Raw genomic sequence first — 14,696 nt, 5'->3', positions numbered from 1 at the left:
TCTGGAATCTGGCAACAGGGGAGGAACTATTCACCCTCAATGGTCATAGTTACTCGGTAAAAGCCGTCGCCGTCACCCCCAATGGGCAACAGGTGATTTCTGCCTCTTTTGACTCCACCCTGAAAGTCTGGAATCTGGCAACTGGGGAGGAACTATTCACCCTCAAAGGTCATAGTTCCTATGTAAAAGCCGTCGCCGTCACCCCCAATGGGCAACAGCTGATTTCTGCCTCCCTTGACTCCACCCTGAAAGTCTGGAATCTGGCAACAGGGGAGGTCATTGCCACCTTCACAGGGGAAAGTTTCATTAATTGCTGTGCAGTTGCACCCGATCGCATGACAATTGTGGCAGGGGAACAATCAGGTAGGGTACATTTTTTGCGCCTTGAAGGGATGAAAGGTAATTCGTAGTTCGTAATTCGTAATTCGTAATTGAGAAACTACACAATATATTACTGATAGAGGATTTCATTGACGTTAATGTTTACATCAGGGAAGTCTGGAATTGATAAAGTTTGACTGCTAGCGAACTTTTGCATAAGCTGATATCCTGCGGCTGTTGGTTGTTGATAAACTTCCACAATTTCCTCGTTAATATCTACTAACCAAACTTCAATTATGTTTGCTTGTGCATATAAAGGGATTTTCTCTTCCCGGTCATACTCGATAGTTGAATCAGCTACTTCAATTAATAAAAAAATATCCTGGGGTTGGGGGTGTGCAGTGGCGTAAAAATCATCACGGGGTTTGAGTAATGCTACATCTGGCTGAGGTTGTGAGTTATCGTTCAGTTTCACAGGGTCTTGAATAGCAATAAGAACTCTATCCCGTAACTTCTGAGACAAGAGTTTGTTTAACCGTTTCACACAAGCAGCGTGTTTTGTTCCAATAGGCGACATATCAATAATCTCTCCCCGTATCAATTCCACTCGGTCATCTTGTGTGAGAATCCCCGACTCAATCATTTTCTGATATTGCTCAACCGTGAATTTTCGTCTTAATAACTGCACAGTCATGACTGCCTCCACTGTTGCTTCATCTTATAATTATTCCTCACAATTATGAATTCACCACCCAAACCACCAATAAAAATCAATTCCAGAGGACATCCCACAGATTTTGAGCAAATTATTCAAGCCAAAAGCCTAAACTTTGTCGGTCGTGAATTTGTCTTCACGGCTATTAACAACTTTCTCCACCGCGATCGCCAGGGTTACTTTACTATCATTGGCGCACCCGGTAGCGGTAAAAGTGCAATTCTCGCCAAATATGTGACAAACAATCCTCAAGTTATTTATTACAATGCCGAACTTGAGGGTAAAAATCGTGCTGACGAATTTCTCATAAATATCTGCACGCAACTCATTAATCAATACTCGCTTAATTACACCTCTCTCCCAGATAACGCCACAGAGGGAAGTTGGTTTTTCTCTAGTCTTCTCCAGCAAATCAGCGATAAGTTAGAACCTCATCAAAAACTAATAATTGCCATTGATGGGTTGAATTGCATTGACCGCAACAGCCAACCATCTGGTACGAATCTGTTTTATCTCCCCCGCTATCTCCCGGATAAAGTCTATTTCCTCCTCACTCGTAGACCTTTCTTGCGAGACAAGTCGGGTTTATTAATTGAAACGCCGTCGCAAAGTCTTGATTTAGCAGATTATCCAGAAGAAAATCGGCGGGATATTCAAGCTTATATTCAAAATTACCTAACTCCTCAAGAGATCCCCCCAACCCCCCTTGAAAAGGGGGGCAATATTTCGCCCTTGTTAATGGGGGTTAGAGGGGATCTTAAATCTTGGTTGAGTAATCACCAGATTAATGAAGAAGAATTTAGCGTAGATGCGGAGCAGCTTGCCGTTAGGCATCGCCTCACCACTTTGAGCGAAAATAATTTTATGTATGTTAGCCAGATTGTAGGTGCAATCGTAGAAAATTTTTACCCGGAATCTTTCGAGTGCGATCAACTCCCGCCTGGTTTAGAAGCATATTATCAGCAGCATTTACACAAAATGTTTCCACCCGAACAAGACACGCAACATAGCACAGATGTGTTAAATGTCTTAATACAGCAGCAAAAAGCAATATCAGTGGAAGCTTTGGCGCAGACTGCCGCAGCGATCGCACAAATCATTGATACTGATGAGTATGAAGTTGAAGAAGTGCTTGAAAATTGGCTAGAGTTCTTACAGCAAAAACGAATCGGTTCAGAAACCTATTACAGTCTCTATCATTCCAACTTTCGAGACTGGCTAGGGAAACAAGCATTTAAAACCTTCTGAAAACTTTCATAACCCTCTCCCTTAATAAAGAAGGTTAGGGTGTTAGGAATGGAGCTAAGCGGATTCGAACCGCTGACCCCCTCAATGCCATTGAGGTGCGCTACCAACTGCGCTATAACCCCTTAAAATCCATTATACATAATCGCTTAATTATTGCTACTTTGTCAAGCTTTTTGTGAAAAATAAATTTTTAATATCTCCTCAACCACTGGGCATTTATAAGGACACTTGCAACAAATAGGTCATACAGTGCCCCATCAAGAAGTAAACTACTAACATGGCAGCAGCAGCCAGAGCAACTAATGTACCAGCCAACATCAGAGAAAATTCTTTACTCTCGTAGGCTTTTTCCATTAAGTGCAGTGACCACGCCACCAGGGCGACATCAAAAAGTAAAATAGGAAGCAACATATTTTTTAATAATTGTTAATACTTGTAAAATAATATTAACACCCTTTCAGGGAAGTGTGTCTAGCCTTAGATAGATGTCATTAAACAGTAAATGATGGATCAGGAAAATGTTCTTACTGGCACGTTGCGATCGCGCAAGTAATTTTTGATTTCTGCTACGCTTAATTGTCCGTAATGTAACAGAGATGCGAGTAATGCTGCTTCAGCTTTGCCTTGGGTTAGGGCTGTGTAGATATGTTCACAATTACCTGCACCACCTGAAGCAATAACTGGAATCTCCACAGCATTGGCAATTGCCCGTGTGATCTCAATGTCATACCCGGCTTGGGTTCCATCAGCATCCATACTTGTTACTAGCAGTTCTCCGGCCCCCCGTTTTTCAACTTCTTGTGCCCACAGTAGAGCATCTAAGCCTGTATTTTCCCTGCCACCCCGCACATAGACATCCCAACCTGGATTTTCCGGGTTATTTCTGCGTCTGGCATCAATTGCAACAACTATGCACTGATTACCAAAGCGATCGCTTGCCCGATTAATCAAGTCTGGATCACGCACCGCCGCAGAATTAATACTAACCTTATCTGCGCCTGCTCGTAACAAAGCTTTAACATTTTCTAAGGATTGAATGCCACCACCTACAGTCAATGGAATAAAGACCTGTTCAGCAGTTCGGTAGACCACATCTAAAATAGTAGCTCGGTCTTCATGAGTAGCTGTAATATCCAGAAATACTAACTCATCAGCACCGGCTTCGTTGTAAACCTTGGCCAGCTCTACCGGATCGCCTGCATCTTGGAGATTTACAAAGTTAACTCCTTTTACAACCCGTCCCGCCTTCACATCTAAGCACGGTAAGATTCTTTTAGATAACATAATAACTTTTGTATTTCTGGGTAATTGACCGGAATTTAAATTTTAAATTGGCGCGGGTATTCTCAAACTAAAATTTTCACGGGCATGGGGCATGGGCAAGAGGACAAGGGGACAAGGAGAATTGGAGACAAGGGGAAAGACTTGTTGCAAGTTCTCCCAAGTCTTTCCCCTTGTCCCCGTGCTCTCCCCACTCCCCACTCCCCACTCCCTAGTCCCTTAAAAGTAGATAGCTGAATTATGGCGATAATCTCATCGAAAAAACAGCCTCCAGAACCCAATGGAGAACCAAAGCAGCTGCGAGAGCCGGCGAAAGCACCATCCACAGAAAATATTTTGAAGCCTGAAGCTGCTATTGATGAACAAGAACAGCAGGAAGAGGGTATTCGACCACACCGATTTGCTGATTACATTGGGCAAAAAGATTTAAAGGATGTGCTAGATATTGCCATCAAAGCAGCCAAGTCTCGTGGTGAGGTGCTGGATCATTTGCTGTTGTATGGGCCGCCGGGATTGGGCAAAACCACAATGGCAATGATTTTAGCATCGGAAATGGGGGTAAATTACAAAATTACTAGTGCGCCAGCCCTAGAACGTCCACGGGATATTGTCGGGCTACTGGTGAATATGAAACCAGGTGATATTTTATTTGTGGATGAAATTCATCGCCTCTCGCGGATGACGGAGGAAATTCTCTATCCCGCGATGGAAGATTATCGCTTAGATATTACTATTGGTAAGGGTTCCAGCGCTCGGATTAGAAGTTTACCGCTATCAAAGTTTACCTTAGTGGGAGCTACAACTCGTGTGGGTGCTTTAACTTCACCACTGCGCGATCGCTTCGGTTTAATTCAAAAACTGCGATTTTATGAAGTTGATGAACTGACTCAAATTGTACTGCGAACCGCTCAATTACTCAAAACCCCTATTACAGAAGATGGTGCAACAGAAATTGCCCGTCGTTCACGCGGAACGCCACGGATTGCTAATAGATTACTTAAGCGAGTCCGTGATTATACGGAAGTAAAAATATCTGGAGAGATTAATGAAAGTATCGCATCTGAAGCCTTGCAACTATTCCAAGTAGATCCCTGCGGTTTAGATTGGACAGACCGCCAGATGCTGAGTGTGATAATTGAACAATTTAACGGCGGGCCAGTGGGGTTAGAAACAATGGCAGCAGCTACGGGTGAAGATACTCAAACAATAGAAGAGGTATACGAACCTTACCTCATGCAGATTGGTTATTTAACTCGGACTCATCGCGGCAGGATGGCGACAAAAGCAGCATATAAGCATTTGGGATTCACGCCACCTAATGAACAGTTGTCATTATTGTAATTATAAAGAGTGGGGAGTAGGGAGTGGGGAATGGGTATGGTTATTGCCCTTGTTCCCCTTATCTCTTTCTTTTCCCTGACTCCCTACTCGCTATTCCCTATTCCCCGTCTTAAAGATAAACGCAGGTTAAACCTAGATGATTAAGTTGATTGGTATTTTTCTCAGTCTGTTAATTGTGTTTGGCTGGGGTACTCCAGTCATGGCACAATCTCAAGCGCCCATTACTCAAGAACAGTTAAGACAAGGCGATGAGTGGGCAAATCAAGCGTTTGCAGCGACGAATCAAGGTGATTTTGCGACGGCTGAAACTTATTGGACAAAGATTATTGAGCAATTTCCCACCAATGCCGGGGCGTGGAGTAACCGGGGCAACTCGCGGGTAAGTCAGAATAAGTTACAAGAAGCGATCGCAGATTATAACAAAGCGATAGAACTAGCGCCGAATGTCACCGATCCGTATTTAAATAGGGGCGCAGCGTTGGAAGGGATGGGAAAATGGGATTCGGCGATCGCAGATTATAATCATGTCTTAGAACTCGATCCTAACGATGCGATGGCGTATAACAATCGCGGCAATGCCAAAACAGGTTTAGGAAAATGGGAAGATGCGATCGCAGACTACAAAAAATCTAATGAGATAGCCCCAAATTTTGCCTTCGCCCGTGCTAACTACGCCCTCGCTCTGTATGAAACTGGTCAAAAAGAGCAAGCAATCCGTGAAATGCGAAATATCGCCCGTAAATACTCCCAATTTGCTGATGTGCGTGCCGCCCTTACTGCTGCATATTGGGTAAATGGAGAACAAGGTGAAGCCGAAAGCAACTGGGTAGCAGCTTATGGACTTGATAGCCGCTATAAGGATATCAACTGGGTAAAAAATATCCGCCGTTGGCCTCCCAGCCTAGTTACAGCTTTGGATAAGTTCTTGAAAATTCAGTAGGCACTTCTAACTGAATAAAGATTTCTTTTCTTTGCCTATCTAGGTGTTTTCTGGTATACATCATTGTAATCAACCAGAAGCAGTAACTATGACTCATTATGGACTGATTTGCCCAGCATCAACTGGTCATCTCAACACTATGCTCCCCTTGGGAAAAGAACTGCAAAATCGGGGTCATCAAGTTACCGTATTTGCCTTTTCCGATGCTCAACCGCGAACACTGGCAGCAGGATTAGAATTTAGGACGATTGGTGAATCTAAGTTTCCCCGCGGGAGGATGGCAGAATCCTTGGCTAAGTTGGGAAAATTGAGTGGACTTACTGCATTGCAATATACCGTTAATCTGCTCAAAGAAGGGGCAGATGTTATGCTCAGGGATGCACCACCAGCAATTAAAGAAGCGGGTGTGGAGGCACTTTTAGTAGACCAGGTTACTCCAGAGGGAGGAACTGTTGCAGACTTTTTAAGACTTCCCTTTGTTACCATTTGCAGTGCTGTAGTACTTAATCGAGAAGATAGTGTTCCCCCATTTATGACAAACTGGGGGTATAACACTGCTTGGTGGGCGCAACTACGTAACAGAGCGGGTTATCAGTTGTTAAATAGCATTGCTAAACCAGTCAGAGAAGTAATAAATGAGTATCGCCGAGGGTGGAAGTTACCTTTGCATTCTCACCCCAATGACAACTATTCTTCAATAGCTCAAATTAGTCAACAGCCTGCCCAATTGGAATTTCCCAGGCAGCATTTGCCCCAGTGGTTTCATTTTACAGGCCCTTATCATAGTCCAACTGGTCGGGAAGTTCCAAATTTTCCTTATGAAAAATTGACAGGGCAACCATTAATTTACGCCTCAATGGGGACTGTCCAAAATCGCCTATTGGGAATTTTTAAATCTATTGCCGAAGCTTGTAATGATTTGGATGCCCAACTAGTAATTTCGTTAGGTGGTTCTGCAACTCCAGAGGCTTTGGGAAGTTTGCCGGGAAATCCGCTAGTTGTTGGTTATGCACCCCAATTGGAATTACTGCAAAAAGCGGCTCTCACCATTACCCACGCAGGGATGAATACTACTTTGGAGTCCTTAAATAATGGTGTACCAATGGTTGCCATTCCCGTTGCTAATGATCAACCAGGTGTAGCAGCACGTTTGGCTTGGGCTGGTGCTGGTGAGGCTATACCCCTGAGTCGTGTGAATGTTACTAAACTGCGAACTGCTATCCAAAAGGTGTTGACGGAAGATTCTTATAAACAGAATGCGGTTAGGTTACAAGAAGCGATTAAAAAAGCAGGGGGTGTGAGCCGAGCCATTGATATTGTGGAACAAGTTGTTGCTACAGGGAAGCCGGTTTTAGCTTCCTAATATACGGCATGACAAACTTTTGAAAAAATTAGCTGATTTCCATAACATCAATTATGAACTTCCCCAATAGAAAACTTGGTTTAATCGAGAACCTGTTCGATATTCTCCATGATGTAGGCGGTATGATCGATGTTAATGTTGCTCGTATAGAAGGAGCAATAAAACCTGCTATTTTACAACAAGCTCTCGATTGTCTACAAAAGGTTCATCCTCTGCTTCAATCTCACATTGTTAATTTAGAAGATGGCGCTTATTTTCAATGGGAAGGTACAACAAAAATACCCTTATATGTTATAGATAAGCAAGATGAAAATCAATGGCTGAAAGTTGCCGAAGAAGAGTTACATCAGAAATTCCCTAGAAATACCAGTCCTCTTTGTCGAGTAACTTTATTACGCTCTTCAATAAATAATGGCATTAATGAAATCATTATGACATTTCATCACGCGATAGTTGATGGAATGTCATGTATGTTGTTTGTGGATCAGTTATTGTTCTATTACCAGCAAATGACTGCTGGGGAGAATATACCAAAAGTAGTAACAATGCAACTATTGCCTCCGCTAGAGAAGTTGCTTAATAGTAGTCTCATCAGTAAAAATAATGTTGCTGAAAAACAACATGATGAGGTAATTTCTACACCCCAGTTAATTATTGAAGAAGAAGCACCTCCCAGCGATCGCCATACCTGTCTTGTGACTCGAATTGTCAGTCAAGACATGACTTTGAGACTAAGCGATCGCTGTAAACAAGAGAAAACCACTGTACATGGTGCTTTGTGTGCTGCCATGTTATTAGCAGCGGCAAAAATTGCTTTTACTGATCTACCACTTAGTTTATCCTGTGGTTCAAACGTAAATTTACGAAAATATTGCAAACCGGAAGTATCCACTGGCCACATAGCTTGCTTTGCCTCTATCGTAGAAGAAATTCATACATTACAATCAAATACGAAATTTTGGAATTTAGCACGAGAATGTAAATTAAAAATTAGTCATGCCATTAGCATAGGAAATCCAATCGCTCGAATTTTAAGCGATGATTTAAAAAATGTTAATCGAGACATTATTCTCAAAATGTCAAATCATCAAATGGGACAAAAAAATACAATACATATCTCAAATTTGGGAAAATTTAACTTAGCAGATAAGTATGGTGAATTAAAGCTGAAAGAGTTATATTTTGCAACAGGACAGCATTTGATTGGTAGTTCTTTTTGGTTAGGTGTAGTGACTATCCATGAACAGCTATTTTGCACTTTTGCCCATGTAGTTCCGCTGGTAAGTACTAAGACAGCAAAGTTATTAGCAGATTCTGTTATAGCTAATATTGAAGAAGCATATATATGCTAAAATTTCACATTGGAGGTGTTGACGGAAGATTATTATAAACAAGAAGTACTCACTCTTTACGATTTACTATAAAGAACAAGGATTGAGCAAAATTACAATTGCTCAGGAACATATTTTCAAAGCTTGATGAGAGATAATTAGCCTAACTTAGTAATATTGAAACTTAAATATGGAAATGAAATGAGATAAGATGCGATCGCTCCCATCCTATCTCATATCATTCTCAAACTTTCTAAACCAAACTAGTCTCCCGGACTGTCTGATTTTGCTCACGCTTCCCTGTCACCATCATCTGTACACCTCCTTTTGGCCCCAATAGCGCCCCCTTACGGGCTGGCTGCACTGGTTTGCTATCAGCTAATTCCATCTGCCAATGAGATAGCACTGTTGCCAAAACCACCTTCATCTCAAACAGCGCAAATGCCATGCCAATACAGCGACGGTTCCCGCCACCAAAGGGTAAATACTCAGAAGGGGTAAATTGCCGTTCTAGAAAACGCTCTGGCTTAAATTGTTTCGACTGGGAATATAAATCTTCTCGATGATGGGTCAAATAAATGCAAGGAATTACCAGAGTACCAGGATTTAACTGATAACCCATGATTTCTAGGGGAGATTTAACCAAGCGATTTAGTGCCAACATTGCCACTGGATATAAGCGCAGAGTTTCTGAACAAACAGCACTCAAATAGGGCGATCGCAAAATAGCATTTGGATCAGGGTTTTCACCCAGGCTATCTATTTCTTGCACTAATTTTTCACGCACCTGTGGCAAATGGTGAATCCAGTACAAAGCCCATGTTAAGCTAGTTGCAGTAGTTTCGTGACCCGCCACCAAAAGGGTAATTAACTCATCACGTAACTCTACATCAGTCATTGGCTGCCCGTCTTCATCACGAGTTGCCATCATTAAAGATAGAATATCAGTCCGAGATGGGTCAGATTGCTGTTTGCGTTCCTGAATCTCAGCATAGATGAGTTCGTCAATTTGCTGTCGTAAATTCAAGAATTTACCCCAAGGACTCCAAGAACCTAAATCTCGTTGCAGTGATGGAAAAACAAGCATCATTGCCGTAACGAAGGGTTGGTTTGGATTCAAAATTTTCAGCAGCACTTCCCTGAGTTTTTCATAACGTGGCCCATCTGCTAGACCAAATACAGCTTTCAAAATCACCTCTAAGGAAATGGCTTGCATAGATGGCAGAACTGAAAAGGATTCCCCAACCTGCCATTGACTAATTACTTGTTCTGTGATTTCACGGGTCAACTGACCATAAGCCAGCATTCTTTCTCCATGAAAAGGGGGTGTCAACAACTTTCGTTGGCGTTGGTGAGGCTTACCTTCTAGAGCTAGTAGTGATTGCTTTCCCAATAAGGGCGATTTAATCCCTGCCGGTTCACCAGAGTCTAACTGTTTTGGATCTGTAGTAAAAATCTGTTGAATCGCCTGGGGATTACTAATGAATACTTGAGGAGTAAAAACAGGGCCAATCCGAAGGGTGAAAATATCACCATAGCGTTTAGCACAGGCTTCCATGTATTCTAAGGGATTAGTCAGCCACTGATAGGTCTGTACCCAAGGGTGAGTTTGAGGACCGTTAGGCAGTTTAAGTGCAGACATTTTTATTAATCTCCCAATGATTAAAAGATTGTTATCAGCCAGTCATTCATGCACCCGTAGTACCGCAAGGCGAAGTTAAAAGTCAAAAGTCAAACAGTTATACAGCGTAAGAGTTTCGTTGATTTGGAATGGGAGGTTTATTTATGCTGTGCTGTAGTAGCTTGATTAATCTTAAACCACAGATTGGGCAGATGAACTTACCAATTCTTGAATCTGCCTTGGAGTCAATTCTTGCACATTACGCAAGACTACTGCTGCTCCTGCTGCTATTAGCGTCTCACTGTATGCATCACTACGCGCTGCTGTTTCCTGGACATGGGGTGGTAAAACCCCTACACCAAGCCAAGTGCGAGAAGAATCTAGACTCCGCGCTTTCTCGACGGTATACATATCTGCTACCGTATCTCCCACATATACTACAGCTAATTTTTGCTCAATTCCATTATCTAACTCACGAACTGTAGCGAAAAGCCCCGTAGGGTCAGGTTTCCCTGGTGCATCTTCCATCGCAATCAACACCGGAGATTCCAAACCCAAGCGTTTTCCTAAGACATAGTTAGCAGAAGCACGAGTTGCACCACTAAAAAATCCCCAAGCAATCCCGGCTTGGGTAAGTTGTTCTAAATAGCTAGGTTGTAGTAATAAGGGTTCATTACAGATATACCCTGTAAAATTATTTGGATTTGAGCCACGGTAGCGGGATTGAAAAAAAGCAACGATCGCACTGTAATCTAATTGCAGTTCTTCACGCGTCTGTCCTTGGGTTTCAAAGTAGCGGTAAATTAATTCCTGCGATGCTTCCCAATCGTTATTCCATACGCCTTCAGACTTCAGTTGGTCAATATCCAGTGGGGTTGGACGATATGCTTGGATAGTAAAATATTCTACGGTATCTGCGATCGCCCGGCGATAGGAACCGCTAACATCGCGCACAACACCATCAATATCGAAAATAGCGATCGCTTTTACTGAAGTTTGTTGAGTCATGGGACAGAGAGCTAAGGAGTTTTACATCATCATAATGCGCTCATGACTCAGGTAAAAAATCGGGGTCAAGGGCTTGCTCTGGCGTAAAGAAAGATTTTTCTGGGAAAATAGCAATGTCTAATCCAGTTTCAATCACAGCCAGCCGTCTAGCAGTTTGATAGCTTTCGTCAAAAACTTGCTCAAAGTAAGGTTTCAAACTCGGACTTTCCTTGAGTGCTTTTTGGATTCGCCTGCGGTGTTCCAGAATTGTGTACTGCCAACTTTTTGAGCGCCTTTCAGTTTGAATTTGGTATTTGAGCAGATGCATTAGCAATACTTCCAGATTGCTCTCCAATGCCCGTTTTTCACTTCTGCCCATCGTTTCAATTTCTTCAATCAAATTCTCTAAATCCAGTTCTGTGAGCCGACCTTGCTTGAGCAGTTCTGCTGTGGTTTGAATCCACAGGTAAAAATCTTGCTCGTACAAATCTGAACCAGATATTGTTTGAGAGTGGGGCAGTTGGGCAGTCACGTCGCTTCGCTCCGAATTCAAAAGTCAAAATTAATTAACAGTAGAATATTTTAGATCCAGTTGAAATTATGACTCAGGTAAAAAATCGGGATTGAGGGCTTGCTCTGGCGTAAAGGGAGATTTTTCTGGGAATATAGCCAAATGCAATTCAGTTTCATCGGCAGCTAAGAGTCTAGCATCGTCATAACATAGCCCGAAAACCTCATCAAAATAGGGTTTAAGGCTAGGACTTTCTTCTAGAGCTTCTCTAAGGCGTTTGCGATGCTCTCGAATTTTGGCTCGCCAACTACTAGACCGCTTCTCGGCTTGATATTTATACTTCAATAGATGCATCAGCACCACTTCCAAATTGCTTCTGAGTGCTTTCTTTTCACTCCTGCCCATTGTTTCAATTTCTTCAATCAAATTCTCTAAATCCAGTTCTATGAGCCGACCTTGTTTGAGCAGTTCTGCTGTGGTTTGAATCCATAGGTAAAAGTCTTGCTCGTACAAATCTGAACCAGATGTTGTTTGAGATTGGGGCAGTTGAGCAGGCATAAGCATTTTTTAGTTAGCGCCAACTAAACCTTATGGTAGACCATTCTCAATCACTGTTTGGTCATTTGATAGAGTATTGCGTTAAAATAAGCGATCGCTATCCTAGTTCAGTAATGCCCGGAAATTCCCGGAGGTGTGATTGACCAAGTTTATTTTGAAAATTCTGTGGTTAGACGAAAACGTTGCTCTTGCAGTCGATCAAATTGTCGGCAAAGGCACAAGTCCCTTGACTAAGTACTTTTTTTGGCCCAGAAATGATGCCTGGGAAGAGTTAAAAAAGGAATTAGAGTCCAAACATTGGATTACTGATGTGGATCGTGTCGAGTTGCTTAATAAAGCAACAGAAGTGATTAACTACTGGCAAGAGGAAGGCAGAAACCGTCCAATGGCAGAAGCTCAATTGAAATTTCCAGAAGTTGCCTTCACAGGTAGCGCTTGATATTACAAAATTAGCTATTGTCATGTTCTACAAGCTGCCACAGTTTGATAGTCTTGTCCCGGCTGCCGCTTGCAATTAATTGTGTAACTTTGCTCACAGCAACAGCAGATACTGAGTCTACATGACCAGAGAGAGTAACAATCTCTTCTGCTGTGCTTACCCTCCAAAGTTTAACTGTTTTGTCGCAACTTGCACTTAGGAGTGTTTCGCCATCGGCAGTAAAAGCCACAGCCACCACAGACCAAGAATGGCCTACAAGTGTGCAAATTAGCTGACCAGTGTTTACCTCCCACAATTTAATAGTGTTATCATCACTACCCGTCGCCAAAATTCGACCATCAGGACTAAAAGCGACTGTCAAAACCGCCCATGCATGACCCGAAAGGGTGCTTAACAAGCTATAGCTTGGGCGGTTTTCAACAGGAGGCAAAGGAGCTGGGGGAATGGGGCAAGGGGACTCGGGGCCCCCACGGAGTGGGGATTGGGGGAGAGGGGGCAGGGGGAAAGGTGGAATGTTCTCCGCTCCTTGTGAGTGGTCTTTTAACTCAGCACTATTTATATCCCCCTGCTCCCTGCTCCCTGCTCCCCTGCCTCTTGTTGGTATCTGCCACAGGCGAATTGTTCTGTCATAACTAGCGCTGGCTAAAAGCTGTCCTTGGGGACTAAATGCTACTGAATTTACCTTTAATTGGTGTCCAGCTATAGTGCAAATTTCTCTGCCAGTGTTGACATCCCAGAGTTTAATTGTCTTATCCCAGCTACCACTAGCGAGAATCTGTCCATCTGGACTGAAAGCAACTGATTTTACAGCGTGTGCGTGTCCCAAGAGGGTGCAGATTTGCTCTAATGTCTCAACCTGCCACAATTTGATAGTTTTATCGTCGCTAGCAGTTGCCAGAATTTGACCATCAGGACTAAAGCTAACTGATTTTACAGCTTGAGAATGTCCTGATAAGGTAGCTAGGACTTTTTTAGTATTTAAATCCCACAATTTGATGCTTTTGTCATCACTAGCACTGGCTAAAGTGTAACCGTCAGGACTAATGGCAAGGGCATTCACACCACTTAATGTTCCAGAATGACCAGTTAGGGTATGCAAGCATCGCCAAGGAGGATTCGGTAATTTAAAATTTTGAGTTTTAGATTCCATACCCATTGCTTGCATAACTTCATCAGCCGATTGAAAGCGGCGGTTAACAGCCTTTTGCAGCAGCTTGTCGAGAATTTGCGCCAAGCGTAGACTCTTTGAGTCTTGTCGCCAGACATCGCTTACCTTAGTAGTAAGATATTGTTGCCAAACCCAGCAATCATTAGCAATATCATATAAATCAAAGGGAGAAATCTGAGTAAGTAAGTAAATACAAGTTACACCTAAGCTATATAAATCACTAGCAAAAACCGCTTTTCCTCTCGCTTGCTCTGGTGCAGCGTATTCTGGACTGCCGATACTGGTTTCAGATGTTAGGCAATCAATTTCTGTAACGATTTTTGCAGTGGAAAAATCGACTATAACGAAATTCCCTTTTTTAGTAATTGGGGATCTACGGATGATATTTTGGGGTTTAATATCGCGGTGGATGATGTTGCGTAGGCGTAGCCCGCCGCAGGCATCGCTAATAAACTGAAAAACTGGCAACACATCTTCTAAAAGTTGCCAAATCTGAGTTTCATTAAAAGCGCCTTCTTCTTCAACCACCTGAGCTAAATTAGTGCCTGCAATAAACTCTTGCACTAAATAGAAATGCCCATCTTGCTGAAAATAATTTAGTAATGCGGGAATTTGCGGATGCTTCCCTAATTTTTCTAGTTGTTGCGCCTTTTGCCCAAAAGTAATAGAAGTTTCGTATTCTGGCGATAATTCTTGAACGACGCAAGGAATTGGAGGAAACTCACCCTCATCTACAGCGAGGAAGGTTTTAGAGAATCCCCCTTTACCAATCTGCTTGATTAAATGATAACGTTCTTGTAAAAGCAAAATTTATCTACCTACAAGGTGGGCATTTTGCCCACAAGAAGATACTGTCGTTTGTTTTTTGTAAG

General features: G+C 42.6%; 15 protein-coding genes and 1 tRNA gene. 7 read left to right on the top strand and 9 right to left on the bottom strand.

Features of this window, described 5'->3' with window-relative positions; translation table 11 throughout:
• The coding region (locus tag RMY00_RS26000) for a WD40 repeat domain-containing protein (RefSeq protein ID WP_416212105.1) at window positions 1–410 on the top strand (410 nt) is incomplete at its 5' end.
• 41 nt (window positions 411–451) lie between these two features.
• On the opposite strand, the gene RMY00_RS25995 is transcribed toward RMY00_RS26000, so the two are convergent.
• The gene (locus tag RMY00_RS25995; RefSeq protein WP_322650310.1) at window positions 452–1,015 is read right to left on the bottom strand and encodes a Uma2 family endonuclease; all 564 of its coding nucleotides are present in this window, start codon (window positions 1,013–1,015) and stop codon (window positions 452–454) included.
• A gap of 45 nt (window positions 1,016–1,060) precedes the next feature.
• On the opposite strand from RMY00_RS25995, the gene RMY00_RS25990 reads away from it, so the two are divergent.
• Window positions 1,061–2,284 carry an ATP-binding protein gene (locus tag RMY00_RS25990; protein WP_322650309.1) on the top strand — a complete coding sequence of 408 codons (1,224 nt, stop codon included), beginning with the start codon at window positions 1,061–1,063 and terminating at the stop codon, window positions 2,282–2,284.
• Window positions 2,285–2,333: 49 nt separating this feature from the next.
• Here the strand turns inward: RMY00_RS25990 and RMY00_RS25985 are convergent.
• The 3 genes from RMY00_RS25985 to hisF form a co-directional block, all read right to left on the bottom strand.
• A tRNA-Ala gene (locus RMY00_RS25985) sits at window positions 2,334–2,406 on the bottom strand.
• 94 nt (window positions 2,407–2,500) lie between these two features.
• Window positions 2,501–2,695 carry a hypothetical protein gene (locus RMY00_RS25980; RefSeq protein ID WP_012410736.1) on the bottom strand — a complete coding sequence of 65 codons (195 nt, stop codon included), beginning with the start codon at window positions 2,693–2,695 and terminating at the stop codon, window positions 2,501–2,503.
• Window positions 2,696–2,794: 99 nt separating this feature from the next.
• Window positions 2,795–3,568, bottom strand: a complete 774-nt coding sequence (gene hisF / locus RMY00_RS25975) for an imidazole glycerol phosphate synthase subunit HisF (protein WP_322650308.1) — start codon at window positions 3,566–3,568, stop codon at window positions 2,795–2,797.
• A gap of 237 nt (window positions 3,569–3,805) precedes the next feature.
• On the opposite strand from hisF, the gene ruvB reads away from it, so the two are divergent.
• The 4 genes from ruvB to RMY00_RS25955 all read left to right on the top strand — a co-directional run bounded on the left by ruvB (window position 3,806) and on the right by RMY00_RS25955 (window position 8,561).
• Entirely contained in the window at window positions 3,806–4,906 is a 1,101-nt protein-coding gene (gene ruvB, locus RMY00_RS25970) for a Holliday junction branch migration DNA helicase RuvB (RefSeq protein WP_322650307.1), read from the top strand.
• A 136-nt stretch (window positions 4,907–5,042) separates the two neighbouring features.
• Window positions 5,043–5,846 (top strand): tetratricopeptide repeat protein, encoded by an 804-nt coding sequence (locus RMY00_RS25965; RefSeq protein WP_322650306.1) that lies wholly within the window; start codon window positions 5,043–5,045, stop codon window positions 5,844–5,846.
• Window positions 5,847–5,934: 88 nt separating this feature from the next.
• Window positions 5,935–7,209: a glycosyltransferase gene (locus tag RMY00_RS25960; RefSeq protein ID WP_322650305.1), complete on the top strand. Its 1,275-nt coding sequence runs from the start codon at window positions 5,935–5,937 to the stop codon at window positions 7,207–7,209.
• A gap of 53 nt (window positions 7,210–7,262) precedes the next feature.
• Complete coding sequence (locus tag RMY00_RS25955) at window positions 7,263–8,561, top strand: condensation domain-containing protein (protein WP_322650304.1); 1,299 nt, start codon at window positions 7,263–7,265, stop codon at window positions 8,559–8,561.
• A 232-nt stretch (window positions 8,562–8,793) separates the two neighbouring features.
• Here RMY00_RS25955 and RMY00_RS25950 read toward each other — a convergent pair whose 3' ends face one another.
• The 4 genes from RMY00_RS25950 to RMY00_RS25935 form a co-directional block, all read right to left on the bottom strand.
• Window positions 8,794–10,182 (bottom strand): cytochrome P450, encoded by a 1,389-nt coding sequence (locus RMY00_RS25950; RefSeq protein WP_322650303.1) that lies wholly within the window; start codon window positions 10,180–10,182, stop codon window positions 8,794–8,796.
• A 171-nt stretch (window positions 10,183–10,353) separates the two neighbouring features.
• Window positions 10,354–11,169, bottom strand: a complete 816-nt coding sequence (locus RMY00_RS25945; protein WP_322650302.1) for a TIGR01548 family HAD-type hydrolase — start codon at window positions 11,167–11,169, stop codon at window positions 10,354–10,356.
• Window positions 11,170–11,209: 40 nt separating this feature from the next.
• Window positions 11,210–11,680: a DUF29 domain-containing protein gene (locus RMY00_RS25940; RefSeq protein ID WP_322650301.1), complete on the bottom strand. Its 471-nt coding sequence runs from the start codon at window positions 11,678–11,680 to the stop codon at window positions 11,210–11,212.
• Window positions 11,681–11,746: 66 nt separating this feature from the next.
• Entirely contained in the window at window positions 11,747–12,217 is a 471-nt protein-coding gene (locus tag RMY00_RS25935; RefSeq protein WP_322650300.1) for a DUF29 domain-containing protein, read from the bottom strand.
• Window positions 12,218–12,356: 139 nt separating this feature from the next.
• Between RMY00_RS25935 and RMY00_RS25930 the strand changes: the two genes are divergently transcribed.
• Window positions 12,357–12,656, top strand: a complete 300-nt coding sequence (locus RMY00_RS25930; RefSeq protein ID WP_069071048.1) for a 30S ribosomal protein PSRP-3 — start codon at window positions 12,357–12,359, stop codon at window positions 12,654–12,656.
• Window positions 12,657–12,666: 10 nt separating this feature from the next.
• On the opposite strand, the gene RMY00_RS25925 is transcribed toward RMY00_RS25930, so the two are convergent.
• A complete protein-coding gene (locus RMY00_RS25925; protein ID WP_322650299.1) occupies window positions 12,667–14,631 on the bottom strand; it encodes a serine/threonine-protein kinase in 1,965 nt (654 codons plus the stop codon).
• Between the last annotated feature and the right edge of the window lie 65 nt (window positions 14,632–14,696).

Source organism: Nostoc sp. ChiVER01, from assembly GCF_034531155.1.
GTDB lineage: Bacteria > Cyanobacteriota > Cyanobacteriia > Cyanobacteriales > Nostocaceae > Nostoc.
The sequence above is the reverse complement of the archived record's forward strand: the minus strand, read 5'-3'. Positions and strand labels throughout refer to the sequence as shown.

What these genes read in the sequence shown, in the direction of transcription:
- RMY00_RS25995 (WP_322650310.1), bottom strand. Translation starts at nt 1,015, where the DNA reads ATGACTGTGCAGTTATTAAGACGAAAATTCACGGTTGAGCAATATCAG.
- ruvB (WP_322650307.1), top strand. Translation starts at nt 3,806, where the DNA reads ATGGCGATAATCTCATCGAAAAAACAGCCTCCAGAACCCAATGGAGAA.
- hisF (WP_322650308.1), bottom strand. Translation starts at nt 3,568, where the DNA reads ATGTTATCTAAAAGAATCTTACCGTGCTTAGATGTGAAGGCGGGACGG.
- RMY00_RS25965 (WP_322650306.1), top strand. Translation starts at nt 5,043, where the DNA reads ATGATTAAGTTGATTGGTATTTTTCTCAGTCTGTTAATTGTGTTTGGC.
- RMY00_RS25945 (WP_322650302.1), bottom strand. Translation starts at nt 11,169, where the DNA reads ATGACTCAACAAACTTCAGTAAAAGCGATCGCTATTTTCGATATTGAT.
- RMY00_RS25935 (WP_322650300.1), bottom strand. Translation starts at nt 12,217, where the DNA reads ATGCCTGCTCAACTGCCCCAATCTCAAACAACATCTGGTTCAGATTTG.
- RMY00_RS25960 (WP_322650305.1), top strand. Translation starts at nt 5,935, where the DNA reads ATGACTCATTATGGACTGATTTGCCCAGCATCAACTGGTCATCTCAAC.
- RMY00_RS25950 (WP_322650303.1), bottom strand. Translation starts at nt 10,182, where the DNA reads ATGTCTGCACTTAAACTGCCTAACGGTCCTCAAACTCACCCTTGGGTA.
- RMY00_RS25990 (WP_322650309.1), top strand. Translation starts at nt 1,061, where the DNA reads ATGAATTCACCACCCAAACCACCAATAAAAATCAATTCCAGAGGACAT.
- RMY00_RS25980 (WP_012410736.1), bottom strand. Translation starts at nt 2,695, where the DNA reads ATGTTGCTTCCTATTTTACTTTTTGATGTCGCCCTGGTGGCGTGGTCA.
- RMY00_RS25955 (WP_322650304.1), top strand. Translation starts at nt 7,263, where the DNA reads ATGAACTTCCCCAATAGAAAACTTGGTTTAATCGAGAACCTGTTCGAT.